This is a genomic window from Myxococcus sp. AM011 (assembly GCF_013372595.1).
Lineage (GTDB): Bacteria > Myxococcota > Myxococcia > Myxococcales > Myxococcaceae > Myxococcus > Myxococcus eversor.
Map to the genome: position 1 here is coordinate 1 of NZ_JABXEM010000101.1, position 25,288 is coordinate 25,288.

Below are 25,288 nucleotides of genomic sequence, written 5' to 3' on the forward strand. Positions count from 1 at the left end.
GCACGAGGACACCCCGCGCCCCACCACGCCCGAGGCCACGCGCCTGCGAAGCTGAGACGCGCACCCAGGCTTCTTCAGGCACTCGCCTTCTTCTTCCGGGCGGCGACCTTGCGCCGGGGAGCCTTGGGCTGGGCCCGAGCCCTGAAGCTGCCGGGAGGCGCGTGCAGCTCGTCGGCGATCCTCCGCTCGATGGCCTCCCGCGTGTCCCGGGCGACGACGAGCGCCGCCTCGATTTCCTCACGCACCCGCGCCGCCTGCTCCTCCGCCGACGCCCGGTACTCCGAGGTGGTCCGACGTAGGGCGAGGGTGCCTCGGTCCTCCGTCTCCACGCTCCGTGTCGCCGCCGCGACTTGCCCCCGGGCCCTGCTCCCTCGCGACTTGTCTTCCCCTGCCTTTTCCGCCATGGGAGCCTCCACGCGCTGATCCCCTCGTCGAAAGTGGGACGTGGGCACCTCTCGGGGAAGTCCGCCGCTCAACTCGGCCACCACCCAGGTGGGAGGGCAGGCGTCCAGTCAGCGGGCAGGGGAGCAGCGGAGCTTCTCTTGCACCGCAGAAAAACGTAAAAGCGGGCCTGATGATTGTGGCGCAAGGGTGCCGGGCCCCTGCTACTCACAACGACGCCGCATGGGCGGGCAAGCGTCCAATCGCGAGGGATACCGTGGCGGTCAGCCAACCCTTTCTGTTTCTGAAGCACCGCAAGCACAACCTGGACCGGATGACGCTGGGAGACCTCGTCTACTCGTTCTTCACGTACTACGCCGTCGTGGCCTACATCGCCGTCGGCATCGTCAGCTTCGTCTACGCGGTGAAGTGGTTCGAGAATCCGGGGCGCATGCTGCTGGCCATGCTGGCGGCGAGCGTGGTGTTCCCGTTCGGCTGGTACCTGGTGCACAAGAACATCCTGCACAGCCGCTTCCTCTACAAGACGCCCTTCACCGCGGCGACGTGGAAGCGCATCCACTTCGACCACCACCAGGACCCCAATGACTTGCGCGTGCTCTTCGGCGCGCTGGCCAACGTGCTGCCGACGGTGGGCGGCGTGATTGCGCCCATCGGCTATCTGATTGGCGGCAGGTCGGGCGCGGCGGCGGCGCTGGGCTGGGCGATGGTGATTACGTGCTTCTATGAATTCTGCCACTGCATCCAGCACCTGAACTACACGCCGAAGCTGGGCTTCCTGAAGGAAATCAAGCGCCTGCACCTGTCTCACCACTACCACAACGAGCAGGGCAACTACGGCATCACCAACTACTTCTGGGACCGCCTCTTCGGGACCTTCTATTCGAAGGCCGGTGAGAAGCCCAAGAGCCCCACCGTCTTCAACCTGGGCTACACCGCCGAGGAGGCCAAGCGCTACCCGTGGGTGGACAAGCTCTCCAATGGCACGCGCGGTGATGACCACCCGCGCCGCTTCTGGCAGGGCAAGGAAGGCCAGGGCACGCAGCCCGAGGACGCTCCGGCCGCCCGCGGCGAGCCGTAGACGAAGCGACGGCGAGCCTTCGCACACGGCTCGCCAGAAGGCTTCACCGGAGGGCGCCGTGACGACGCCCTCCGCACGTACCGGACGCGGCTAGTACTTCACCGTGCCGTTGGGCAGCAGCTGCATCGAGTTGGACTTCTGCGTCGTCATCATCGAGCGCGCCATGTCCAGCACGAGCACCGCGCGGCCACGCACGGACAAGTCCCTCACGCGCGCCTCGAACGTCACCGGCGCCACCCGCGCGTCCAGCTCCGACGCCCGCGCGCCATTCCGGGCGAAGTCACCCAGCGCATTGAAGTGCACGGTGATTTGGACCTTCTCCACACCGGGCGGCACGGTGAAGCGCGCGGCCAGCGGTGAATGGCCCGGCGTCGCCAGCTCCAGCATGTTGGACACCACCTGCACGGGCACGGGCTTGCCCTCGGCGGTGACCAGCACGTCGGAGACGGGCACCTTCATCGAGGTGTAGTCCGCCACGCCCTCGGCTCGCAGCCGCAGCTCGAATGACTGCGTGGAAGGCGTGCCGGGGCCCTGCCCTCCTGGAGGCGTCGGCCCGGGGCCTTCGCCGCCGGGGGGAGTCGGACCGGGGCCCTCGCCGCCAGGCGGGGGCACGGGGTCCACATCACCGGGGACGGGCGTCTCCACACCCGGGTCTTCCTCACCGGGGAACGGGGCGGGGTCATCACCGCTGCAGGCGGCGAGCGCGAGGGCGGAAGCCCCCAGGGTGGACAGCAGCAACTTCTTCATGACGTGGCTCCTCGAAAGCTTTTCAGTGAATCGATGTCTGGAAAGGGGATGTGACGGGGGGCTCACGGCAGGCAGCTGAGGCCCGTGGGAATGGTGAAGTCGATGGCGAGCGCCTGGGCGGCCTGGGGCGTCGGGGGCCCCGCGTCGAAGCCCGTCGGGAACGGCGCCGAGTCACAGGAGTTGTTGTACGTGTCCAACTGCGTGGCGAGGTTGTCGAGCGTGGTGCAGTTGACGGTGCCCAGCGCGGTCAGCACGAGCGCCAGCAGGTTGGGTGGCACGGTGACACCGCCGAACAGGCGCTGGTTGCAGGTGGCCACCAGCATCTGCCGCGAGGCCAGGAAGCGGACGCGGTCCAGTTGGCTGCGCGGCAGGCCGGTGATGGGGTACTTCGCGGGGTCCCCCCAGAGGATGCCCTCCGCGCCCGGCAACGTGGCGACGATGCCGATGCTGCCCAGCGGAATGGGGCCACCGGCCAGGCACTGTTGCACCGCGGAGATGTGGTTCTTGTAGAAGCCCAGCGTGCGCGTCGCGTTGGCACACGCGTCCGGCGGCGGCTCCACACAGGTGACGCGCGCGGTGCAAAGCGAGGAGCCCAGGTCGAACCCCGCGGTGAACACGTTGTCGATGTTGTTGTCCGGCAGTCCGTCGAGGATGGACAGCGTGCGGCAGTCGTCGTAGCTGTTGATGGTCAGCGCGAAGGTGGACGTCACCGACTGGCCCACCGGAATCACCACCGGCGGCGGAGGGATGAAGGAGAAGCCCTCCAGCACCAGCAGCGGATCCGCGGCGGTCAGCATGATGGACGGCAACGTCGGGTGGACGTTGTTGACCTGGTAGCTGAAGTTCGCCGTGAACGGATACGACGTGGCCTCCACGGAGGACTGCCCGTTCACCAACTTCGAGCACGTCAAATCATGGGCTTCCGCCACACCCGCCAACCCCACCGCGGCGGCACAGGCCGCTCCCATCCAACCGCTCAACGCCTTCATTTGTCTGTCCCGCCTTGCATCGTCTCGAGCCTGTATGGCTCACGTCGGACGGGCCTTTTTCACCTCATGTGCCACGCGGGAGACCTGTCAGGTCGCCTCCGCCGCGACGGACCCACCTCCCCCCAGGCCGAGCAGGCGGGACGCCAGGGCACCTTGCGTGGAACCCGGCTTCCCTCCGCTGGGAACGGCGCTTCCCTCTCCAAAAGAGGTTTTCTTCTCCTCCTGGGTAAAGCCCGGGAGCAGGCAGGCACGAAGGTGAGGCCTCGCGTTCCCAGACTGGGAACTGGCCCGCACTTCCAGAGCGCATCCCACCCCACCCCTCGCATCTACGAAGACCTTCGTTGACATCTACGAAGCCATTCGTATGATGAGTCGTGCATGTTGGACGCGAGGAAGCCATGAGCGAGTCGAAGCTGCCGCGCCCCACGGATGGCGAGCTGGCCATCCTGAGGGTGTTGTGGGAGCGCGGTGACAGCACGGTGCGGGAGGTGCACGAGGCGCTTCACCGGCGAGAGCCGGCGGAGGCCACGGGCTACACGACGGTGCTGAAGCTGATGCAAATCATGACGGACAAGGGCCTGGTGGAGCGCGACGAGTCCCAGCGCGCGCACGTGTACCGGGCCCAGGCGACGGAGCAGCGCACGCAGCGACAGCTGGTGACGGACCTGGTGGAGCGCGCCTTCGGCGGCTCTCCGGCGCGGCTGGCCATGCAGGCGTTGTCCTCGCGCAAGACGAGCCCGGAGGAGCTGGCCCAGTTGCGCCAGCTGCTCGATTCCATGGAAGGAGCGGACGAATGAGCGGCCTGTGGATGGAGTCCTTGGGATGGGCGCTGGTGCACTCGCTCTGGCAGGGCGCGCTGGTGGCGCTGGGGCTGGCGGTGGCGCTGGTGACGGTGGGACGCCGCGCGGCCAACGCGCGTTATGCGCTGGCCTGTGGCGCGCTGGTGCTGACCGTGGTGCTGCCCGCGGCCACCGGGTGGCGGCACGCGACTCGAGCGCGCGCCACGCGTCAGGCGGAGCACGCCGCGGCCACCCGGGCCGTGCATGAGGAGCCGCTCCTCGCGACCCGGGCCCGGCCCCAGTGGGCCGCCACGCCCAGCGCCGTCATCTCCTCCGAGCGCGAGCCCACGACGTCTGGATGGACTCGGCTGGAGCCGGCGAGCGTGCTGACGCGGCTGGTGGAACAGGCGCGCGCGTCGCTGGACAGCCTGCTGCGGTGGGTGGTGCTCGCGTGGGTGGCGGGCGTGGGGCTCAGCTCCGGACGGCTGACGGCGGAGTGGGTGCAACTGCGCCGGCTCGCGCGCCGTGCCCTGCCCGCGCCGCGTGAGTGGCAGGAGCGATTGGACACGCTGTCGCGACGACTGGGCCTGGCGCGCGCGGTGCGGCTGCTCCAGTCGACCGAGGTGGACGTGCCCTCGACGGTGGGCTGGCTGTCGCCGGTGGTGCTGCTGCCGGTGTCCACGCTCTCTGGACTCCCCACGCGCCAGTTGGAGATGGTGCTGGCGCACGAGCTGGCCCACATCCGCCGGCATGACTTCGCGGTGAACCTGGCGCAGGTGGTGGTGGAGACGCTCTTCTTCTACCACCCGGCCGTGCGGTGGATGTCCAACGTCATCCGCGTGGAGCGCGAGCACTGCTGCGACGACGTGGCGGTGAGCGCCAGCGGCAACTCCGTCTCCTACGCCCGGGCCCTCACCGCGCTGGAGGCGCTGCGAGTGCTGCCCTCGGAGTCGAGCCACGCGATGTCCGCCCTCGGTGGCTCGCTGCCCGAGCGCGTGCGCCGACTGGTCTCCCCCGCCGCGCCGCGCTGCTCCTCCCGCTGGGTGGCGGGAGCGTCGGTGCTCACGCTCGTCAGCAGCCTCGCGGTGGCCGCGCCCCTGACGTCGCTGGTGCTGGGCCAGAGCCCCGCGTCCAACACGTCGTCCAAGGCCCCGCCGGGCGTCGCCATCCCCGCGCCTCCCGACGCGGCGGAGCCTCCCGCGCCGCCGAGCGCGCCCTCCGCGCCCCGCTTCACCGTGGCGCCGAACCCCAAGGTCGACGTCAAGGTGAACGTCCCCATCAAGCTGGCCGTCGCGCCCAAGGTGAAGGTGAAGGCGTTCTCGGGCCGTGACGATGATGACGTCGACGAGCGCACCCGGGTGGGCGCGGGGCAGCCGCTCTCCGTCGACCAGCTCGTGGCGCTGAAGACGGCGGGCGTCACGCCGGAGCGGGTGCGGGAGCTGGAGTCGATGGGCTACGAGCCCACCGTCGCCAACCTGGTGGAGATGAGCCACGTGGGCGTCACCCCCGAGTACACGAAGCAGATGACCGCGAGCTTCGGCCGCAAGCTGGACGCCGACACGCTGGTGGAGCTGCGCACCATGGGTGTCACGCAGGAGTACCTCGCCGCGCTCAAGAACGCGGGCTTCGAAACGAAGGACCCGGACGACGTGGTGGAGGCGCGCGCGGTGGGAGTGAGCGAGGACTACGTGCGCGGGCTGAAGGCCGCGGGCTACTCCGGCATGTCGCTGGAGGACATCACCGAGCTGCGCGCGGTGGGCGTGGACCCGGAGTACATCGGCGCGCTGGGCAAGTTCGGCCTGTCCAAGCTCGCCGCGGATGACCTCCAGGAGCTGCGCGCGGTGGGTGTCACGCCGTCGTGGCTGGAGCAGATGCGCGCGGCCGGCGTGGAGTCGAAGGACCCGGACCAGCTGACCGAGCTGCGCGCGCTGGGCGTCACCCCGGAGTTCCTGCGCGAGCTGAACGCCGCGGGCCTGAAGAACCTCTCCGCCGATGAGCTGGTGCGCCTGCGCTCCGGCGGCGTGGACGCCGAGTTCATCCGGCGGCTGCGCGACTCCAAGTAACACCCGCCACACCGTAACACCCGTCACCGAGTGGCCCGGGGAGCAGCGCTCGCTCCCCGGCCCCGTGACACCCCATCCCTCTCACGCCCTTCCCCGCTGACGCGTCCACACAGGCGCGTCGGACGGGAGGGGTCCATCCAGAATCGAAGGAGCCTCTCCATGCGTCGCCTGCCGTCGCTGTTGACCTGCTGTGTCCTGTTGCTCGTGGCCACCACCGCCTCCGCCGCGAACGAGCTGCGCGGCACCTGGACGTCCACCGCCCGCGAGAAGTCGTCCCCCGACAGCTTCCACATCAACCTCATCCACCCCGACAAGGAAGAGGGCGGCCAGGGGCAGATGGGCTTCACCGAGCCCCGCGCCTCCTTCCAGGGCCTGTCCACCGCGGACGGCCCGTCCACCTTCACCCTCACCCGCGAGGCGGGCGTCCTCACCTTCACCGGCACCTTCCAGGGCGGTGACGGCGCGGGCCACTACCGCTTCGCGCCCAGCGAGGCCTACGCGAAGGCCATGGCGGCGCTCGGCTACACGAACCTCACAAGTTACGAACAGTTCCAGTTCGCGGCGACCAACGTCACCACCCAGCGGGTGAAGGAGCTGGCTGCGCTCGGCTACAAGAACATCCCGCGCGAGCAGCTGCTCACGGTGGGCATCTTCGACGTGTCCCCCGAGTACGTCCGCGAGCTGGCGAAGCTGGGCTACGAGAAGCTGTCCATCGAGCAGTTGGTGGCGGGCCGCATCCACGGCGTCACGGCCCAGCGCGCCAAGGACCTGGCCGTCGCCGGCTTCCCCAAGCTGTCCTGGGAGGACCTGCTCGCCATGTCCATCCACGGCGTCACCCCCGAGTACATCCGCGAGGTGAACGCCATGGGCTACCGCGGCCTGGACGCCGAGAAAATCGTCGCCTTCCGCATCCATGGCATCACCACCGCGTTCGCCAAGGAGATGAGCGGCCTGGGCTTCAAGGACCTGGACGCGGACGAGCTGGTCGCCATGCGCATCCACGGCGTCAGCACGGCCTTCGTGAAGGAGATGCGGGAGCTGGGCTTCAAGGATTTGGACTCGGACGACTTCGTCGCCATGCGCATCCACGGAGTCACCACGCCCTTCGTGAAGGAGATGCGAGAGCTGGGCTTCAAGGAAATCACGCAGGAAGAACTGGTCTCCTTCCGCATCCACGGCGTGACGCCCGAGTTCGTGAAGAAGCTGCGCGACGCGGGCTACAAGAACATCACTCCGGAGGAGCTGGTGCGCCTGCGCATCCACGGAATCGACGAGACGTTCATGCGTTCCATGTCGCGTGGCGGCAAGGGCGGCAAGTAGCACTCCAGGGTCATTCAGGAAGCGCCGTCCACTCACGTTCTTTACCGAGGGAGCCCGGTGTCCCCGCTTCGCGGGGCACCAGGGAAGAGGGACATGTCATTCGGTGTCAGAGGGGCCATCGCGCTCATGGTGTCGCTGTGGAGTCTGGCGGCGGGCGCGGCGGTGGAGGGGCCAGGGAAGGAGCAGTTCCTTCAGGCGGCGCGGGCCACGGGCTCGCTCCAGGTGGACGGGAGGCTGGACGAGGATGACTGGGCGCGCGCGCCCGTGTTCGACGGCTTCGTGGAGCGCTATCCGGCGGCGGGCCGGGCACCGTCGGAGAAGACGGAGCTGCGAGTGCTCTACGACGAGGACATGTTGTACGTGGGCGTGGTGGCGCGCGACTCGGAGCCTTCGCGCATCGACCGGCGGCTGGGGCGGCGGGACAGCGCGCCGTACTCGGACACGATTCATGTCCTCATCGACCCGACGCATGACCATCGCACCGCGTACAGCTTCTCCGTCACCGCCGGCGGCGTGCAGAGCGACGGGCTGTTCTACGACGACCGCTACTACACGGAGGACTGGAGCGGCATCTGGGCCGGGGCCGCGGGCGACGTGAAGGACGGCTGGGTGGCGGAGTTCGCCATTCCCCTCTCGCTGCTGCGCTTCCCGGAGGCGCCGGTGCAGACGTGGGGCTTCTCGGTGCGTCGCGACATCGCGCGCAAGAACGAGGAGCTGGAGTCGGTGGACAACCCGCGCAACCACAACGCCAACGTGTCGCGGCTGGGCCACCTGACGGGCATGGAGAACCTCCAACCTCGCGGGCGGTGGGAGTTGATGCCGTACCTGGCGGCGCGGGGCCTGGCGCGGCCCCAGTTCTCGAACGCGTCACGGCCGGCGCCGCGCCTGCTCAGCCCATCCATGGACGTGGGCCTGGACGTGCGCGCATCGCTCACCAGCGAGCTGCTGCTGGCGGCGACGTTCAACCCGGACTTCGGCGAGGTGGAGGCGGACGAACTGCTGCTCAACCTGAGCACGTTCGAGGCGTACTTCCCGGAGCGCCGCCCCTTCTTCACGCAGGGCATGGAGCTGTTCCAACCGGTGGGCATGGGCGTGGGTGACGCGCCGCTGGCGCTCTTCTACTCGCGGCGCATCGGCCTGGACACGCCGCTGCTCGGCGCGGCGAAGGTGACGGGCTCGGTGGGCGGCGTGCAGGTGGGCATACTGGACGCGCTCGTCACCGGCCCCTGGCAGGCGCGCGACGAGGCGAGCCCGGACCGGAGCCTGCGCTTCGACTGGCGCAGGCCGCTGCACCTGGGCGCGGGGCTGGAGCTGCCGGACGAGCCCTCCGCGACGACGCACTACCTGGTGGCGGTGGCGCGCGGGAAGGTGGGCGCGGGCTCGCGCGTGGGCGGCGCGGTGGCCATGGCCAACCCGCTGTCGGGCACCTGCACCGCCGAGGACGCGGCCCTGGAAGGCGCTCAGCAACCGGCGTCGTGTCGGGGACACGGAGGGCTCACGGGCGCGCTCGACTTCGACCTGAAGACGGCGGACAGCACCTGGGGCGTGTACGGGATGATGGTGGCGTCGCGCGTGGACGGCGGCCCACCGGAGCGCGTGCTCGCGGATGGCACGCTGCTGCGAGGCGGGGACTCGGGCGCGGGCGGCTACCTGCGCGCGGGCCGCTTCGGTGGCGAGGGTTTGCGTCCGGAGGTCGGCGTGGATATCGCCACGCCGAAGCTGTCGCTGGTGGCCACGGGCTTCCAGCGCTCGCAGAACGAAGTGGCCCCCAGGGCCACGCTGCGCCTCGCGAAGCCCAATGGACTGGGCCCGTTCAAGGCGTTCTTCGCCAATGCCCACGTCGGCGGAAAGTGGACGGCGGATGAGCGGAGCGAGCACCGGGTCACCTGGTTCAACCTCTACGCGAGCGCCACCCTGCCCAGCTTCGACACGGTGAGCGTGGAGACGGGGTTGGACCTCAACAGCTTCGACGTGCGGGAGCTGGCGAGGACGGGGATTCCCCTGGAGCGGCCGGACCGCATGTTCATGGCAGCCAGCGCCGAGACGAACCCCAACCGCCCTGTCTCGGTGGAGGCCTACGCGTCGGTGGGCCACCGCTTCCGGGGCGGACCGAGCGCTCCGGCCTGGGACTGGGGCGGGGAGGTCACCCTGTCGATGCGGCCGCACCCCTCGCTCCAGACGGAGCTCTCCGTGGGCAACGACAAGACGGACCACGGGCCTCGTTACGTGGAGACGCGGGCCGACGGCGGCTTCCTGCTGGGCGCGCTGGACTCGCAATACCTGTCGCTCACGCTGCGCCAGCAGTGGGTGCTGACGCCCCGACTCACCTTGCAGGGCTACGCGCAGCTCTTCACCGCGCACGGCACCTACGGGCCCTTCTTCACGGCGACGTCCGACGCGCGGCGGTCGCGCATCCGGCTCGACTCGCTGACCCCCATCGAGCACGCGGACGACAGCAGCTTCTACGACACCGCGCTGAACGTGAATGTCGTGGCGCGGTGGGAGTACCAGCTCGGCTCCACGCTCTTCGTCGTCTACTCGCGCTCGCAGCAGGGCCTGCCGGAGCCGGAGGGAGAGCGGCCCTTCGCGACGCTGCGTCCACGGCGCCTCCTGGCCGGAGCCGCCAACGACGCGGTGATGCTCAAGTGGAGCTACTACTGGGGCACGTGAGGTGACGGGGCCTCACGGCCTGGAGCAGAGGCGGGAGATGGCGGAGCGCGCCTCGTTCACCGAGTCCTCGTAGGTGGCCAGCGTGACGCCGGGCCCCACCTGTCCATCGTCCATCGCGGCGACGTCCTGCTCCGGGCGCGCTCGCACCCGGGCGATGTGCGCATGCGACCGCGCGAGCAGGTCCAGGTCCGCGCCGTAGCGCCGCACGGCCTCGCGCAGCGCGGCGTCACTGACGCGCAGGGCCTTCAGTCGCGAGGACAGCTCCTCGAGCTGACTCGCGTTCAACGCCAGCGAGTGCGCGTCATGCTGGCTGTCCCGGAAGCCATCCGTCACGCGCAGCTCCTCCAGCACCAGGGCCTGCACGGAGGCACACGACTCCTCCCTGCGGTGCGGACACGCCACTGTCAGCGCCAGCAGTCCCCACGCCAGGGCGCGGCGGCCAGACACCGCGGCGCCCTGCGAACCACCGCGAGCTGGACGTGAGAGCGGGCGCACGCACCCACGCTCGGCTCGCCGTCCCCGGGAGTCAATTCGCGCCGGGGAACGGTGTCCCCGGGTGGAAAACCAGGGGCCTTCCAGGACGGCATTCCTCGGGGCCCGAGGGCCAAGTGCCGGGTTCTGGAAAGTCAGGTGCACGGCCGTCTCAGAGGCACGGGCAAGCGGGGGCCCGCCGCCAGGGCTTGGGAGCGTCAGCTGTCGAACGACTCCGGCGGGCGAGTTCGTGCACGCGCGAAAGGCCGGCCCCAGTTTCGCCCCGGGTGGCGTGGAGGAGGAGGGTGCAATGGTTTCGCTTCGAATCGCCTGTCTCGGGCTGCTGCTGACACTGTCGGCGTGTGCGTCGTCGAACCCGGCCGTGGTGCGGGCCCCTCGCGAGGAGGCTCCCGCTGTCGCGAGCGTCACGGAGGACGGGAGCACCTACGGCTACCGCGCGGAGGACCCCGTGCGCGTGGGTTGGGGCAACCCGGGCGTCATGGCCTTCTTCGAGCTGTTGCGCGGCCCCCAGGGCCAGCGCGTCGCCTGGAAGCGGCTGGGCCCGTGTTGCGACACCGGCCCCACGCCGTCGCTCGAGTACGCGGGGCTGGAGGTGTTCGAGGTCGGCTACGAGGGACTGATGGACCCGGTGCGGCTGTACATCGACCCGAACCACGGGGCCGCCATCCGCGCGCCCCAGGGCTTCACGATTGAGGGCCTCACCGCGCGCGAGACGCCGACGACTCCGTCGGACGTCATCGAGCTGTAGCCGCCCTACGCTCACTCCAGCGACGGTGACTCGTCGTTGGGGATGAGCACCTTGCGCGCGAGCGACACCGGAAGGCCGAGCTGCAGGAAGCGGTCGTGGAAGTCCTTCAGGACGAACTTCTTCCCGCTCGCCTCCAGGTGCTTCCGGTAGTCCTCGCGCAGCTTCAGAATCTGCATGCGCCCCGCCGCGTAGTACAGGTACGTGGGGTTGGACGTGCCGCGCTCCACCTCGCGCATCGCGGGGAAGGGCTCGAAGTACGCAATCTCCGCGTAGCGCTTCGCCACCGCGTCCACCGGCTCGTTGTAGACGTGCAGCGCCAGCGCCGCATACCACCGCGCGTGCCGCTGGAGCGCGCGCCGCAACTGGCCCAAGCGCACCGACGGGTCACCCTGGCCCAGGCCCTCGTCCACCATCATCTGCTCGGCGTAGTGGGCCCAGCCCTCCACCACGGAGGCGGGGGTGAAGACCTTGCGCACGTCGGTGGGAATCTTGGAGCCGTAGAGCAGTTGGACGAAGTGGCCCGGCATGGCCTCATGCACGGTGATGCCCAACAGGCCCGCGCGGTTGAAGTACGTCAGGTGCTGCGCCTTCTCGTCCGTGGACCACTCCGACTCCACGTTGGTGATGTTGTAGTACGCCTCCTTCGCCTTGCTCTCGAAGGGGCCCGGCGTGTCCATGGACGCGAAGCCCAGCCGCTCGTACGGCGGCGTCTCGCGCACGGACGGCAGCGCGTCCGAGGGCAGGGTCAGGATGTCCTTCTCGCGCACGAAGCGCTGCAACTCCACCAGTTGGGTGCGCGCCAGGGGAATCAGCTCCTCGGAGGTGGGGTGGTCCTTCACCAGGGCCGCCATCACCTGCTCGGGCGTCTTCGTCGGGTCCACCTTCGCCGTCTCGCGCGCGACCCAGGCCTTGTACTCACGGATGGCGCGCTCGTTGATGTCGCGCAGTTGGTCCGCGTTCAGCGTGATGTGCTCCTCCAGCGCCAGCTTCTTCTCGAACAGCGCGCGACCCAGGCGGAAGTCGCCGTTCGCCTGGGGCAGCAGCTCCTCCTCCAGCCACTCGGTGAAGCCCTCCATCTGCCGCAGGGCGTCCGCGCGCGCGGCGTGGAAGGCCTCTCGCTCCGCGGGCGGCACCTTGTCCAGGCCTTGCGCCTCCAGGGCCCGCGGCAGGTCCACGCGCAGGTACACCTGCGTGCCGCGCGCGTCGCGGATGGCCTGCTCCGCCCACAACCGGGGCACGCCCTTGAGGTTCGTCTTCGCCGCCTCCAGCACGTCTGGGATGCGCGCCATGCGCGCGCGCATGTCCCTCATCCGCTCGCCTAGCGGCGCGAAGTCGCGCGAGGACAGCGTGGACAGGCCGCCGGAGACCAGGCCCACGTAGGCGCCGGGGCTCTTCTCCCAGATGCGCTCCTCCTCCAGTTCGAACAACTCCGCGCGGATGGCGTTCTGCAGCACCACGCCGTCGATGGCCTCGTCGCCGGTGAGCGCGGAGCAGTTCACCTGCTCCAGTCGCGTGAGCCAGCCGTGCAGCGCCTCGGCCTTGCGCCGCAGCGCCTCTTGCGAGACGTCCTGCAGGCGCGCGTCATGCGCATGGAAGCCCAGTCGCGTCGCGCGCACGGGGTTGGCCGCGGAGAACCAATCCAGGTACTCGCGAATGAAGTGCGAATAGGAGGCGGTGGCGGCGCGAGAGGGAGAAGGCAAGGAGGACGACTCCGTCCCGTCCTTCGAGCGCGACGCGCACGCGGAGAGACTGGCCAGCAAAATGACTGCGACACGAATGCGCATGAGGGCTCTCTTCAAGGATGACGGGCCGAAGTCTCGGCACTCGTGTGGGTAAGGGGTAGGCGGAAACAAGCGCGCTCGCAAGACGCCGTCGTGCGCTCAACCCGTCGGGTCGCCCCAGAGGTCCCCCTTGACGTGTGCTGACTCACCGTTGCGCGCACACGCCCCCGGGTCCGTCCTGAGTCGGACGCTCACGACGCGCGCGCAACGCCTGCTTGCTCCCCTGTGACGACGTGACGCAGGCTCGGGGACATGACTCCGCGCGCCTGTGTCCTGTGGTCCCTGGTGTGGCTGTCCAGTGCGTGTGCCTCGCGTGAACACCTCCCGAGCACGCCTCCTCCTCCAGCGGAGTATGGAACTCCGCACCCCTTCCTCCTCCAGGCCGCCGCGCCCGATGGTCGTTGGCTGCTCGCGTGTCAGGCGCGCGCGGACACCAACCAGGATGGAACCATCGCGGTCAAGGTGGGCGCCCACGGAAATCTCGGCGGTGACGAGGCGCGGCTGTATCTCTTCCGGGAGCCCGGAGCGGGCATCCCCATCGACGACGTGCTCGCGGTGGACTCCCTGGCACGACACCTGGTCCTGGTGCGCGAGGGCGCGCTCCGACTCCTCGACACCGTGACGGACACGGAGCAGGTGCTCGCGCCCTGGACCGCCGACGACGTGGGCACGAACGCGTCCCAGCCACCCGTGCGCGCCAGCTTCTCGCGCGACGGCCAGCGCCTGCTCTATCTGAAGACCGAGGCCGGAAAGAAGGTCGCGGTGCTGCGGGACGTCACGCGTGGCGAGGAGCGCGTGCTGGACGCGGGCCCGGGGTTGCTCGGCCAGGCGAGGCTGCATGAGAACGGACTCTGGGCCGTCTTCGACGTGGTGGCACAGGACACCGACGAGGACGGCACGCTGACCTGGCCTCATCAACAGACGTCCCTCGCGCCGGCGCGGTGCCGGGGCCCTGTCAGCTCCGCCTCCCATGGCGACTGGAAGGGAGACAGTCCCGTGCGCCGCTTCCTGCGCGTGGACGGCGGCACGCTCGTCGAGGGCCGGGACATCCTCCAGCCGCTGGGTGACGGCCTGCTTCGCACCCTGCCGTATGGCGCCATCGCCTTCGAGGACGCGCAGGGGAAACAAGAGACATGGGTGCCCGAGAGCTGTCGGGCCCGGCTGTACGCCGTGGACGAGCCGCGTCGGCTGCTCATCGTCGGCTGCAAGACGAGGGACCCGTTGGGGACGACGCTGGAGCTGCACGGCCCCGAGCTGCACCTGTCCCTGGAGCGCGAGGTGTCTCCGTACACACCGGTGAGGAGGTCCTCCAACGAAGAGCGTCCTCGACTGCTGCCCACCTTCGTCCTGACCAGCAAGGACACCGAGCGCACCTACGCCGTCTTCCTCCTGGACATGGAGCGCCACACGCTCGTGCCTCCTCCCATCCCCGCCAGCACCTGGGTCCATGCCCAGGGTGCCCATGCGCTGCTGCGGGAGGACCCCACGGGAGACGGCGCGAAGCCTCGACTGTGGCTGTGGAGCGCGGACACCGGCGAGAAGCGTCTGGTCGGCGAGGTCGGTGGAGACTTCCAGGAGAGGGCGGGAGAGCGAGTGCTCTACATGGGATGGCTGATGGACCTGGGCACCGCCCAGGTGCTGGGTCCCGTCACCGAAGCGCCCCTGGCCATCGACACGCGGGGCGGAGCGCTGCGCTACACGCATGCCGCCCCCGAGTGGGCCGACCTCAAGCCCGAGCAGACCGTGCCCGTGGGCCCCGTGAAGTGGGAGCCCGCGGTGAAGCCCTCCGTGAAACCCACGAGCCCACCCGGGAATACCCCTGCCGCTCCCTCACCGAGCGGCCCCTGACCCGCGCGTTTTCCGGGGGTTGAAGGCGACCTGAGGAGAGAAAGCCCCTTCCCTCTCGCCTGCTCCGTGCGCACATCGAGCGTGTTGAGTGGCTGGAGGCGCCAGAGGGCCGGCTGGCGCCTCCGTTTCTCGCCCCTGGGACAGCCGGACGACCCCGCTTGAGCGGGGCGCCGTGCATTTCCACGCCCCGGCCCCCGTCCCGGGATGCGATGAGGTTTCCGCCGCACGCAAGGAGGTTCTCGCGCCTGACGCGTGCGGCAAGGCCCCGGCTGGGCTAAGCGTCACACCGCTGCCCAGGCCCCGCGCCGGGCCGAGTCCCGGGGCCCGCTCGCTGGAGGAGGTACCAAGCGATGTCCGACGTCGTGAAGAAGAAGCGCCGCTGGCCCTACGTGCTCGGAGGAGTCTTCGCGCTCCTCGTCGTCGTCGTGCTCGGGGTCCTCTGGCGGCTCGACGCCATCCTGTTGAAGACAGCGCGCGAGCAGGCCGCCACGTATTCGCAGAAGCTGGGTCGTCCGATTGAAATCGGGGACATCTCCACCCAGCTCTTCCCCACCGTGGGCGTGGAGGTGGAGAACGTCTCCATCGGCGCCGCCGAGGGTGAGGACCTGCCGCTCGCGCAGATGGCGTCTCTGGACATCAGCGTCGCGGCCGGGCCGCTCCTGTCCTCGCGGGGCAAGGACATCCAGGTGAAGAACGCCGAGCTGTCCGGCCTCACCGTCAACGTGGTGCGGCTGGCCGACGGCACCACCAACGTGCAGCGACTGCTGCAGCGGCTGGAGGAGCAGAGCCCGAAGACGGAGGAGGAGAAGCCCGAGGACGAGTCGCAGCCCACGGACCTCTCCGGCGTGCACGTGGAGCGCGCTGCGCTCACCAACGGCACCATCCGCTTCGTGGACCGCTCGGGTGGACAGGCCGCGCGCGAGCTGGCGGTGAAGGATTTGGACATCGAGGTGAAGGATTTGCGCGCGGGCAAGCCGCTGGTGGTGGACCTGGCCGCGGCGGTGCTCGCGGACAAGCAGAACCTCCAGTTGTCGCTGCACGCCGCGCCGCTGCCGCCCACGCTGATTCCCACGCCGGAAAGCGTGACGCTCAAGGCGCAGAAAATCGACCTGTCTCCGCTGGGGCCGTTCCTGCCTCCCGACGTGGGCCTCCAGGCCGGCACGGTGGACGCGGACTGGAAGGCGGAGCTGGGCGGCGCGGTTCCCGGGGGCACGGGCCCCACGCGGCTCGTCGGCGTCATCTCCGCGCTGGGCCTGCGCTTCGCGGGCTCGGAGGGTGGCAAGGCGCTGGACGTGGTGCTGGACACGGACGTCGCGGGTGACATCGCCACGGGCGACTTGTCGCTCGACAAGCTGAAGCTGGACCTGGGCCCCGCGAACATCACCGGCAAGGGCCAGGTGAAGGGCCTCTTGTCGGACAAGCCTTCGGTGCAGGGCTTCGAGCTGGTGGGCCGCAACCTGGACCCGGCCGTGCTCGCCGAGTACTACCCGCCGCTGAAGAAGCAGTTGAACGGCATGATTGCCGGCCCCATCGGCCTCGAGGTGCGCGGCAGCGGCACGCAGGACGCGCAGGCCATCAACGTGGACGTGGACCTGACGCCGGTGCGCCTGCGTGTGCCCGCGCAGCTCGTGAAGAGCGCGGGTGGCGCCATGAAGCTCACCGCGCGCGTGACGGGCGCGGCGGCCAGCGGCGGGGCGCTGAAGTTCGACGCGAACGCGGACCTGTCCGGCGTGGACCTGCGGCCCGGCCTGCTGGTGGACAAGTCGCCCGGCCAGCGGATGGATTTCGCCGTCGCCGGCACCTATGCGCCCGGCAAGGGCGGCGTGGGCATGAAGGTGGAGGTGCCCAAGATGACCGCGCACGTCCTGGAGGACACGGTGACGGGCAGCGCGGCGTTCGCGCTCGCGGGCGTGGGCAAGAAGCAGACGACGACGTTCTCCGCGGACGTGAAGGCCAACAAGCTGGACGCGGACGCGCTGTTGTTCGACGAGAAGGAGCTGGCGGCGCGCAACGGCGGCACCGTGCCCGCGCCGGCGCCGGAGTCGGCGGAGCTGCCTCCCGAGGACCCGGCGCGCTTCAACGGCTACCGGGGTGACATCCGCTTCGCGGTGGGCGCGCTGCGCTACGCCGAGATGGACCTGTCCAACGTGACGGGCGTCGTGAAGATGACGGACGACCTCATCAGCGTGGAGAAGTTCTCCTCGGGCGTCTTCGGCGGCAAGGTGGCCGCGGACGGGACGACGATTCGCCTGGGCCCCGCCGCCGCGCAGCGCCCCTTCGAGGCGAAGGTGAAGGTGGACGGCGTGGAGATGGCACAGGCCATTGCCCAGGCCACGCCGCGGAAGGTGATGACGGGCACGTTCAACGGAAACGTGGACGTGAAGGGCATCGGCTACACGCCGGAGAAGCTCAAGGAGACGCTGCTGGGCGGCATCAGCGGCAACATCCTGGGCGGCACGCTCCTGGGCAAGGACCTGGTGGCGTCCGTCTCCGAGCCGCTCGCCAAGGCGCTGCCCTTCGCCTCCAAGGCGCTCAAGAGCGGCGAGGTGACGTCGCTGAGTGAGAACCTGCCCTTCGGCGTGCAAATCAAGAACGGCGTCGCGCAGCTCTCCAAGCCCATCACCTGGACGCGGCCGGAAGCGGCGATGAGCTTCGACGGTGGCATCAAGCTGGACGGCACGCTGGACCTCATCGGCTCGGTGGCGCTGACGCCGTCCACGGTGAAGACGCTGACGTTGGGCAAGGTGACGCCGCCGGGCGACATCCCCGTGGGCCTGAAGCTGACGGGCCCGGCGTGGAAGCCCGAAGTCACGGGCGTGGACGTGAAGCCGGCGGTGACGACGCTCGCGAAGCTGGCGGCCTCATCGCTCGCGGGCAACCTCATCGGCGGCAAGCGCGGCGAGCAGGTGCAGCAGATCATCGAAGGCGGCGAGGAGAAGCTGCGCGCCGACGCCGAGGCCAAGCGCAAGGAGCTGGAGGTCAAGGCCGCCGAGGAGAAGGCGCGGCTGGAGGCCGAGGCGAAGAAGCGCGCCGAGGAAGAGGCGAAGAAGCGCCTGCGCGGCATCTTCGGCAAGTAGTCACACGGGCGTGCGGGCCAGGGAGATTTCCTGGCTCGCGTCCCCCCGACGGTGCACGGCCTTCCCTGCGCCGTGCGCGCTCCGTTCAGGTGTTTCCGAAGTTGAAACGCGCTGAAACACCGTGAAACACCCCACGTCCCCGGGCGACATACACATCGCCCTCGGGGACGATGGTGGCACGCGCCCTGCTTAAGGCCCCCTGTCGACGTCCCATGACAAAGACAGGAAGCGAGCGCGAGATGCCCCCGAGCGAGGACCCCGGCCGCACGGCCCCGGCGGTGACGCCCATGCCCCACGTGGCGCCCGCGAGCGAGCACCACCGGGTCCTCATCATCGGAGGAGGCACGGCCGGCATCTGCGTGGCGGCGCGCCTGGCTCGACTGGGCCAGGAGGACGTCGCGATTCTGGAGCCCTCCGAGCACCACTACTACCAGCCGCTCTGGACGCTCGTCGGCGCGGGTGAGGCGCGCGTCGAGGACACCGTGCGCGACGAGGCCAGCCTCATCCCCCGGGGCGTGAAGTGGCTGAAGGACGCCGCGGAGGAGGTGGACCCCCTGCGTCGCGAGGTCCGCACCCGGGGCGGGCTGCGCGTGGGCTACGACTTCCTCGTCGTCGCGCCCGGCATCCAGTTGGACTGGGACAAGGTGGCCGGCCTGCGCGACGCGCTGGAGACCGAGCACGTCAGCAGCAACTACGACGTGAAGCTCGCCCCCAAGACGTGGCGGATGCTCCAGCGCTTCCAGGGTGGCACCGCCCTCTTCACCCAGCCCGCCACGCCGGTGAAGTGCGCGGGCGCGCCGCAGAAAATCATGTACCTGGCCGCCGACCACTTCCGCCGCACGGGGGTGATGGAGCGCTCGGAAGTCGTGTTCGGCTCTGGCGCCAAGGCCCTCTTCGGCGTTCAGCCCTATGCCCGGGTGCTCGAAGACGTGGTGAAGCGCTACGGCATCCAGACGCACTTCGAGCACAGCCTGGTGGCCGTGGACGGAGCACTTCGCGAGGCCACGTTCGAGGCGACTCGCGACGGACGGAAGACGCGCGTCACCCTGCGCTACGACGTGCTGCACGTCACCCCGCCCCAGAGTGCCCCGGACTTCATCAAGAACAGTCCGTTGTCCTCGCGCGAGGGCGCGTGTGTCGGCTGGGTGCGCGCGGACAAGTACACGCTCCAGCACCCGAGCTTCCCTGACGTCTTCGCGCTCGGAGACGCCTCCGACCTGCCCACCAGCCGCACGGGCGCGGCCATCCGCAAGCAGGCGCCGGTGTTGGTGGAGAACCTCCGCGCCGTCATGGCCGGCCGCGCCCCCACCGCGCGGTATGACGGCTACGCGTCCTGCCCGCTCACCACGGGCTACGGCAAGCTGCTGCTCGCCGAGTTCGACTACGACGGCATGCCCGCGCCCAGCTTCCCCCTCATCGACACGCTCAAGGAGCGGCGGGACATGTGGCTGATGAAGAAGTACGGCCTGCCCCAGCTCTACTGGAACTGGATGATGCGCGGACGGGCCTGAGTGCGAGCCGCCGCGCTCCGGGCTATGCCCTGACGAATGCCCACGTCCCGTCCGCCACGCTCGTCCCAGCTCGCCCTGTCCGCGCTCGATGCGCTCGCGGGCGCCGTGCTGCTCGTGGATGCGAGCCGTCGCGTGGTGGGCCTGACGCCCGCGCTCGAAGAGCAGCTCGACGCCTCCGTGCGAGAAGGGACTCCGCTCTCGGAGGTGCTCGTGCCCCAGGGCGGCGCCGAGCGCCTGGAGGCCGTGCTCACGACGGGCCGCGAGACGACGGCGCGGCTGCGCGTGGGCGCCGACTCGCATGCGGTGCGCGTGCGCGCGGTGGCGCTGGAGAAGGAGGGCTGGGCGCTCACCGTGACACGAGAGTCCCCCGCGAAAAGCACCGAGGGCGCCGAGGTCTTCCATGGCCTGTGGACCCAGGACGCCGAGCTGCGGCGGGTCTTCCGCATCGTCGAGAAGGTGGCGCGCACGGAGTCGAGCGTGCTGGTGCGCGGCGAGTCGGGCACGGGCAAGGAGCACATCGCCCACGCGCTGCATGCGCTGTCCACGCGCGGCAAGGGGCCGTTGCGCGCCATCAACTGCGCCGCGCTGCCTCCGAACCTCCTGGAGAGCGAGCTGTTCGGCCACGTGCGCGGCGCCTTCACCGGCGCGGTGCGCGACAGTCCGGGCCACTTCAGGCTGGCGCACGGCGGCTCGCTGTTCCTGGACGAAGTGGCGGAGCTGCCGCTGGACCTCCAGGCGAAGATGTTGCGCGTGCTGGAGACGCGCACCGTCATCCCCGTGGGAGGCCGTGCGCCAGTGCCGGTGGACGTGCGCATCATCGCCGCCACGCACCGGGCCCTGCGGCGCGAGGTGGAGGCGGGCCGCTTCCGCGCGGACCTGATGTACCGGCTGCGCGTGGTGCCCATCTTCCTGCCCACGCTGCGCGAGCGCCGAGGGGACATCCTCCCGCTCGCCCTGCGCTTCCTGGGAGAGCTGCACCAGCGAGGGACGCGGCGCGTGGAGCGAATCGCCCCCGGCGCGCGCCGGCTGCTGGAGTCCCACGCGTGGCCCGGCAACGTGCGCGAGCTGCGCAACGTGATGGAGTACGCCTACGTCATCGGCGAGGGCGCGGTATTGCGCGAGGCCGACCTGCCTCCGGAGTTCTCGGAAGCGAAGACCGCGGCTCCCGGCAGTGTCGCCCGCGCCCCGAGGGAGGCGGGCCCGCTCGACGCGCAACAGGTCAGCGCGGCCCTGGCCCAAGCCGGAGGCAACCGCTCCGAGGCCGCGCGCCTGCTCGGCGTCAGCCGCGTGACGCTGTGGCGCCGCCTGCGCGCCCTGGGCGAAGCCACGCGGTGAATCCGTTTCGCTCGCACGGCAACTGTTTCACCGGGGTGTTGCAGGTACTTCCCGGGGAACGGCTCGTGGCCTGAACGGGCCTGTTCTCACAGGGCAAGGCAATCCTGGCACGACGCTGGCAGTATCGTCAGGCCCGCACCCACGACGGCCTTCTCAGGAGGGAAGTGGACCATGCTCTTCCGACAGCTCTTCGATGCGGAGTCCTCGACCTATACGTACCTGCTGGCGGACCTGGCGACGCGAGAGGCCGTGCTCATCGACCCCGTGCTGGAGCAGGCGGAGCGCGACCTGCGCCTGCTCGAGGAGTTGGGGCTGAAGCTGACGGTGGTGCTGGAGACGCACGTGCACGCGGACCACATCACCTCGGCGGGCCTGCTGCGGGTGCGCACGGGTGCGCGGGTGATGGCCTCCGAGCGGGGAGCGCCGTGTGTGGACCTGACGCTGGCGCACGGGGACCGGGTGCGCGTGGGAGGACTGGAGCTGAGCGTCCTGGAGACGCCGGGGCACACCGACGACAGCCTCTGCTTCCTGTGTGATGGGCGCCTGTTCACCGGAGACACGCTGCTCGTTCGCGGCACGGGCCGCACCGACTTCCAGAATGGCGACCCGGGGCAGCTCTACGACTCCATCACCCGCGAACTCTTCACGCTGCCCGACGCGACGGAGCTGTATCCCGGCCACGACTACGCGGGCTTCACCGTCTCCTCCGTGGGAGAGGAGAAGCGTCACAACCCCCGCCTCGCCGGCAGGTCGCGCGAGGACTTCATCCGCTTCATGAACGAGCGTCGGATTCCTCCGCCGCGCAAGCTGGACGTGGCCGTCCCCGCCAACCGCGCCTGCGGTCTGGACTTCGAGCCTTCGTCTCCGTCATCCGCGTGACGTGACGTGCCTTCGGGCACGGCTGCGTCCTCCCTGTTCCCCGTGTCGAACCGCCTCCCATCAGGGAAGCGGAACGGCACCTCATTGCCCGCGTCCTGCCTCCGACGAAAGGACCGGGAAGGAGTCATCGTCTTGAGTCACCTCTACGACAGCGCGCACCCTCAACCCGCGGGCTACCGCGATGTGGACGTGCGGCGGCTCGCGACCGAGCGGCCCCCGGGCCTTCTCCTGGTGGACGTGCGCGAGCCTTCCGAGCTGGAGGGAGTGTTGGGCCATCTCGAAGGCGTGAGCCCGGCACCGCTGGCCACCGTGCGCGAGGCGGTGGCCCCGTGGCCTCGGGACACGGAGGTGCTGCTCATCTGTCGCTCGGGGGCACGGTCGGCGAGGGCCGCCGCGCAGTTGGTGGAGGTGGGCTTCACGCGGGTGATGAACCTGCGCGGGGGGATGCTCGCGTGGAACACGGAGGAGCTGCCCGTGGTGCGCACGCCGCCTGGCGCCACGCCGCCGACCCTGGCTGACGTGCGCGACACGCTGCGCGCCCGCCTCCAGGGGGTGCAGGACTCCAACGTGGAGGCCCTGCCGCGCGAGCCCTCGCGCGCGGAGCTGACCGCGGCACTGGACGCGCTCCAGGCCACGCCCCCGTCGAGGCTGGTGGACCCCGCGAGCTTCGAGCGGACGTTGCGCGAGGTCAGGGACCTGCTCGCGGTCGCGAGACCTGGGGGCGCCTCGCGATGATGTTGTACATGGGCCTCGCGGGCGCGTTGCTCGTGGGCGTGTTGTTGGGACTGCTGGGCGGCGGTGGCTCCATCCTCACGGTGCCGCTGCTGGTGTACGTGCTCGGCGTGGAGCCCCGCACGGCCATCGCGATGTCGCTGGTGGTGGTGGGTGTCACCAGCGCGAGCGGAGCGCTCCTCCATGCGCGAGCAGGACGGGTGCGGTGGCGCACGGCCATCGTGTTCGGCACGGGCGGAATGGTGGGCGCCTTCCTGGGCGGGAAGCTCAATCCCCTCTTCTCCTCGAGCACACTGATGCTGTTCTTCGCGGGTGTCATGGTCTCCGCCGCGGTCGCCATGCTGCTGCGCGCGGAGACACCGCGAGCGTCCATCGCGAGCCTCGGGACAACGGACCCGGTGTCCACCGAAGTCGCCGCGCGCGCACCCGGACGCCAGCCGGAGAACTCCTCCCCCGACACCAGCCGCGAGAACGCAACGGCGCGCACCCACCTCACGCCGTGCGGCCTGTTCCACTCCACTCCGCGCGGGCTCGACGGGAACACGCCCACCGCGCGCCACGTGGGACGAATCGTCCTTCAGGGCCTGGGCGTGGGACTCCTGTCGGGACTGGTGGGCGCGGGCGGCGGCTTCCTCATCGTCCCCGCGCTCACCCTGGTCGGCCTGTCCACGCCGATGGCCACCGCCACTTCGCTGGTGGTCATCGCGCTCCAGTGTGCCGCGGGGCTCGTCGGACACCTGGGCCATCTGGAGCTGCCGTGGAGACTCACCGGCGAGGTCCTCGCGGTGGCACTGATGGGAAGCGTGCTCGGAGGAAAGCTCGCGGGCCGCGTGGCGCCGGGCTCGCTGCGCAGGGGCTTCGCCGTCTTCGTGCTCGCCACGGCCGCCTTCTTGTCGTGGGCCCAGCTCCCCATCGACCTGCGCGCACGGCTGGGACAGGGGCTCTCCAGCGTGGGGGCCTGGCCGTGGTTGGCGATGACCGTGGGCGTGGGACTTCCCGTGGCCTTGCTGTGGCGGCTGCGCGTGGTCCGTCAACGCGCGGCGCGGTGACAATGACGCCGGGCGGGCATCCCGCGCACTTCCCCCGTTGACCCGTGACGCCCGCGCATCGAGAGTCCTCGGCATGACGCTGAGACCCATCGCAGAAGTGGGCGCCGAGCTGGGCCTGTCGCCCGACGACGTGCATCCCTGGGGAACGAATCGCGCCAAGGTGTCCCTCGGCGCGCTCGGCAAACAGGCGGGCCGCCAGGGCCGGCTCGTGCTCGTCTCCGCCATCAACCCCACGCCCCCGGGCGAGGGGAAGACCACCATGTCCGTGGCCCTGGCCATGGGGCTGCGTCGGCGCGGACGCCGGGCCGTGGCGGCGCTGCGCGAGCCGTCGCTCGGTCCCGTCTTCGGCGTGAAGGGCGGAGGCACCGGCGGCGGACAGGCCAGCCTGGAGCCCGCGGCGGACATCAACCTGCACTTCACCGGCGACCTGCACGCGATTACCAGCGCCAACAACCTGCTCGCCGCGCTGGTGGACAACGCCGTGTATTACGGCCAGCCGGTGGCCATCGACTCCACGCGCGTGCGGTGGCGGCGCGCGATGGACATGAATGACAGGTTCCTGCGCAACGTCATCATCGGCCTGGGTGGCAAGGCGCACGGCGTTCCGCGCGAGGCCGCGTTCGACATCACCGCCGCCAGCGAGGTGATGGCCATCCTCGCGCTGTCGGAGAACCTCAAGGATTTGGAGGAGCGGCTGGGCCGCGTCGTGGTGGGCCACTCGCCCGACGGCAAGCCCGTGCGCGCGCGCGACGTGGACGCGGCGGCGGCCATGGTGGCGGTGCTGAAGGACGCGCTGATGCCCAACCTGGTGCAGACGCGCGAGGGCGGCCCCGCGCTGGTGCACGCGGGCCCCTTCGGCAACATCGCCCACGGGTGCAGCTCCGTGGTGGGCACGCGGATGGGCCTGGCCTACGCGGACGAGGTCGTCACGGAGGCGGGCTTCGGCTTCGACCTGGGCGCGGAGAAGTTCCTCGACATCAAATGCCGCGACACCGGCCTGTGGCCCCGAGGCGTCGTGCTGGTGGTGACGCTGCGCGCGCTGAAGTACCACGGCGGCGCCCCGCTCGCGCGCGTGGCCGAGCCGGACAGCGCCGCGCTGGCTCGCGGCTTCGCCCATCTGGAGAAACACCTGGAGTCGGTGAGCGCCTTCGGCCTGCCGGCCGTGCTGTGCGTCAACCGCTTCCCGCAGGACACGGAGTCGGAGCTGGACGAACTGCGCGCCTTCGGCAAGGAGCGCGGCGTGGAGATGGCGGTGTGCGAGGGCTTCACCCGCGGCGGCGAGGGCGCGCTGGAGCTGGCGGACCGGGTGCTCGCGATGCTGGACGCGACGGACGCGGCCCCGCCGACACCGCGCTTCCTCTACGACGTGAAGCAGTCCCCCGAGGAGAAGGTCCGCGCGATTGCCCGCACGGTGTACGGCGCGGAGGACGTGGCCTTCACGGCGTCGGCGCGCAAGGATTTGGAGATGGTGCGCGAGCTGGGCGGCTCCGAGCTGCCGGTGTGCATGGCGAAGACGCACCTGTCGCTGTCGGACGACCCGACGAAGCAGGGCCGGCCGCGCGGCTTCACGCTCACGGTGCGCGAGGTGCGCCTGTCCGCGGGCGCGGGCTTCATGGTGGCGCTCACGGGCGACATCCTCACCATGCCGGGCCTGCCTCGCGAGCCCGCCGCGAAGCGCATCACCGTCCACGACGACGGCCGCATCACCGGGTTGATGCAGGGCGAGTAGCCGTCGCCCGGAACCTCCACGAGCACGGGCGGCCCGGACGTCGGGCCGCCACTCGCGCT

Annotated in this window: 19 protein-coding genes; 14 read left to right on the top strand and 5 right to left on the bottom strand. The window is 70.3% G+C overall.

Translation table 11 applies throughout. The features are described 5' to 3' along the window. Positions 1-74 precede the first annotated feature (74 nt). Complete coding sequence (locus HUW62_RS21635; protein ID WP_255203557.1) at positions 75-404, bottom strand: hypothetical protein; 330 nt, start codon at positions 402-404, stop codon at positions 75-77. Between the two features lie 254 nt (positions 405-658). On the opposite strand from HUW62_RS21635, the gene HUW62_RS21640 reads away from it, so the two are divergent. Further along, the gene (locus HUW62_RS21640; RefSeq protein WP_163867753.1) at positions 659-1,480 is read left to right on the top strand and encodes a sterol desaturase family protein; all 822 of its coding nucleotides are present in this window, start codon (positions 659-661) and stop codon (positions 1,478-1,480) included. A 90-nt stretch (positions 1,481-1,570) separates the two neighbouring features. Here the strand turns inward: HUW62_RS21640 and HUW62_RS21645 are convergent, their stop codons facing one another. Both HUW62_RS21645 and HUW62_RS21650 read right to left on the bottom strand, forming a co-directional pair. Beyond that, complete coding sequence (locus HUW62_RS21645) at positions 1,571-2,227, bottom strand: hypothetical protein (RefSeq protein WP_163867754.1); 657 nt, start codon at positions 2,225-2,227, stop codon at positions 1,571-1,573. A gap of 62 nt (positions 2,228-2,289) precedes the next feature. Beyond that, positions 2,290-3,216 (bottom strand): hypothetical protein, encoded by a 927-nt coding sequence (locus HUW62_RS21650; RefSeq protein WP_163867755.1) that lies wholly within the window; start codon positions 3,214-3,216, stop codon positions 2,290-2,292. A 398-nt stretch (positions 3,217-3,614) separates the two neighbouring features. Here HUW62_RS21650 and HUW62_RS21655 point away from each other — a divergent pair, with 398 nt between their 5' ends. The 4 genes from HUW62_RS21655 to HUW62_RS21670 all read left to right on the top strand — a co-directional run bounded on the left by HUW62_RS21655 (position 3,615) and on the right by HUW62_RS21670 (position 10,048). Further along, positions 3,615-4,013: a BlaI/MecI/CopY family transcriptional regulator gene (locus HUW62_RS21655; protein WP_163867756.1), complete on the top strand. Its 399-nt coding sequence runs from the start codon at positions 3,615-3,617 to the stop codon at positions 4,011-4,013. Next, positions 4,010-6,058 carry a M56 family metallopeptidase gene (locus tag HUW62_RS21660; RefSeq protein WP_176435492.1) on the top strand — a complete coding sequence of 683 codons (2,049 nt, stop codon included), beginning with the start codon at positions 4,010-4,012 and terminating at the stop codon, positions 6,056-6,058. The genes HUW62_RS21655 and HUW62_RS21660 overlap by 4 nt, the downstream gene beginning before the upstream one ends. 159 nt (positions 6,059-6,217) lie before the next feature. Then, positions 6,218-7,378 carry a 4-hydroxy-3-methylbut-2-enyl diphosphate reductase gene (locus HUW62_RS21665; RefSeq protein WP_176435493.1) on the top strand — a complete coding sequence of 387 codons (1,161 nt, stop codon included), beginning with the start codon at positions 6,218-6,220 and terminating at the stop codon, positions 7,376-7,378. A 93-nt stretch (positions 7,379-7,471) separates the two neighbouring features. After that, on the top strand, positions 7,472-10,048 hold the full coding sequence (locus HUW62_RS21670) for a DUF5916 domain-containing protein (protein ID WP_176435494.1): 2,577 nt from the start codon (positions 7,472-7,474) through the stop codon (positions 10,046-10,048). A gap of 12 nt (positions 10,049-10,060) precedes the next feature. Here HUW62_RS21670 and HUW62_RS21675 read toward each other — a convergent pair whose 3' ends face one another. Beyond that, the gene (locus tag HUW62_RS21675) at positions 10,061-10,543 is read right to left on the bottom strand and encodes a hypothetical protein (RefSeq protein WP_176435495.1); all 483 of its coding nucleotides are present in this window, start codon (positions 10,541-10,543) and stop codon (positions 10,061-10,063) included. A 286-nt stretch (positions 10,544-10,829) separates the two neighbouring features. Between HUW62_RS21675 and HUW62_RS21680 the strand changes: the two genes are divergently transcribed. Next, positions 10,830-11,288, top strand: coding sequence for a fibril protein (locus tag HUW62_RS21680; protein WP_240356630.1), 459 nt, complete (start codon positions 10,830-10,832; stop codon positions 11,286-11,288). Positions 11,289-11,299: 11 nt separating this feature from the next. On the opposite strand, the gene HUW62_RS21685 is transcribed toward HUW62_RS21680, so the two are convergent. Beyond that, the gene (locus HUW62_RS21685; RefSeq protein WP_240356632.1) at positions 11,300-12,988 is read right to left on the bottom strand and encodes a DUF885 domain-containing protein; all 1,689 of its coding nucleotides are present in this window, start codon (positions 12,986-12,988) and stop codon (positions 11,300-11,302) included. Between the two features lie 333 nt (positions 12,989-13,321). On the opposite strand from HUW62_RS21685, the gene HUW62_RS21690 reads away from it, so the two are divergent. From HUW62_RS21690 to HUW62_RS21725, 8 genes are all read left to right on the top strand, one after another. Beyond that, positions 13,322-14,917, top strand: a complete 1,596-nt coding sequence (locus tag HUW62_RS21690; protein WP_163867762.1) for a hypothetical protein — start codon at positions 13,322-13,324, stop codon at positions 14,915-14,917. Positions 14,918-15,267: 350 nt separating this feature from the next. Continuing rightward, positions 15,268-17,994 (top strand): AsmA family protein, encoded by a 2,727-nt coding sequence (locus tag HUW62_RS21695; RefSeq protein WP_176435496.1) that lies wholly within the window; start codon positions 15,268-15,270, stop codon positions 17,992-17,994. Positions 17,995-18,206: 212 nt separating this feature from the next. After that, on the top strand, positions 18,207-19,505 hold the full coding sequence (locus HUW62_RS21700) for an FAD/NAD(P)-binding oxidoreductase (protein ID WP_275902396.1): 1,299 nt from the start codon (positions 18,207-18,209) through the stop codon (positions 19,503-19,505). A gap of 36 nt (positions 19,506-19,541) precedes the next feature. Then, complete coding sequence (locus tag HUW62_RS21705) at positions 19,542-20,840, top strand: sigma-54-dependent Fis family transcriptional regulator (protein WP_163867764.1); 1,299 nt, start codon at positions 19,542-19,544, stop codon at positions 20,838-20,840. A gap of 171 nt (positions 20,841-21,011) precedes the next feature. Next, positions 21,012-21,719: an MBL fold metallo-hydrolase gene (locus tag HUW62_RS21710; RefSeq protein ID WP_163867765.1), complete on the top strand. Its 708-nt coding sequence runs from the start codon at positions 21,012-21,014 to the stop codon at positions 21,717-21,719. Positions 21,720-21,851: 132 nt separating this feature from the next. Further along, entirely contained in the window at positions 21,852-22,454 is a 603-nt protein-coding gene (locus HUW62_RS21715; protein WP_163867766.1) for a rhodanese-like domain-containing protein, read from the top strand. Then, positions 22,451-23,500, top strand: a complete 1,050-nt coding sequence (locus tag HUW62_RS21720) for a sulfite exporter TauE/SafE family protein (protein ID WP_163867767.1) — start codon at positions 22,451-22,453, stop codon at positions 23,498-23,500. The genes HUW62_RS21715 and HUW62_RS21720 overlap by 4 nt, the downstream gene beginning before the upstream one ends. A gap of 73 nt (positions 23,501-23,573) precedes the next feature. Then, positions 23,574-25,229, top strand: coding sequence for a formate--tetrahydrofolate ligase (locus HUW62_RS21725; protein WP_163867768.1), 1,656 nt, complete (start codon positions 23,574-23,576; stop codon positions 25,227-25,229). The last annotated feature ends 59 nt before the right edge of the window (positions 25,230-25,288 follow it).

Coding starts and splice junctions, on each gene's coding strand:
- HUW62_RS21660 (WP_176435492.1), top strand. CDS start 4,010: ATGAGCGGCCTGTGGATGGAGTCCTTGGGATGGGCGCTGGTGCACTCG.
- HUW62_RS21680 (WP_240356630.1), top strand. CDS start 10,830: ATGGTTTCGCTTCGAATCGCCTGTCTCGGGCTGCTGCTGACACTGTCG.
- HUW62_RS21705 (WP_163867764.1), top strand. CDS start 19,542: ATGCCCACGTCCCGTCCGCCACGCTCGTCCCAGCTCGCCCTGTCCGCG.
- HUW62_RS21650 (WP_163867755.1), bottom strand. CDS start 3,216: ATGAAGGCGTTGAGCGGTTGGATGGGAGCGGCCTGTGCCGCCGCGGTG.
- HUW62_RS21635 (WP_255203557.1), bottom strand. CDS start 404: ATGGCGGAAAAGGCAGGGGAAGACAAGTCGCGAGGGAGCAGGGCCCGG.
- HUW62_RS21655 (WP_163867756.1), top strand. CDS start 3,615: ATGAGCGAGTCGAAGCTGCCGCGCCCCACGGATGGCGAGCTGGCCATC.
- HUW62_RS21720 (WP_163867767.1), top strand. CDS start 22,451: ATGATGTTGTACATGGGCCTCGCGGGCGCGTTGCTCGTGGGCGTGTTG.
- HUW62_RS21665 (WP_176435493.1), top strand. CDS start 6,218: ATGCGTCGCCTGCCGTCGCTGTTGACCTGCTGTGTCCTGTTGCTCGTG.
- HUW62_RS21690 (WP_163867762.1), top strand. CDS start 13,322: ATGACTCCGCGCGCCTGTGTCCTGTGGTCCCTGGTGTGGCTGTCCAGT.
- HUW62_RS21710 (WP_163867765.1), top strand. CDS start 21,012: ATGCTCTTCCGACAGCTCTTCGATGCGGAGTCCTCGACCTATACGTAC.
- HUW62_RS21645 (WP_163867754.1), bottom strand. CDS start 2,227: ATGAAGAAGTTGCTGCTGTCCACCCTGGGGGCTTCCGCCCTCGCGCTC.
- HUW62_RS21700 (WP_275902396.1), top strand. CDS start 18,207: ATGACAAAGACAGGAAGCGAGCGCGAGATGCCCCCGAGCGAGGACCCC.
- HUW62_RS21670 (WP_176435494.1), top strand. CDS start 7,472: ATGTCATTCGGTGTCAGAGGGGCCATCGCGCTCATGGTGTCGCTGTGG.
- HUW62_RS21695 (WP_176435496.1), top strand. CDS start 15,268: ATGTCCGACGTCGTGAAGAAGAAGCGCCGCTGGCCCTACGTGCTCGGA.
- HUW62_RS21725 (WP_163867768.1), top strand. CDS start 23,574: ATGACGCTGAGACCCATCGCAGAAGTGGGCGCCGAGCTGGGCCTGTCG.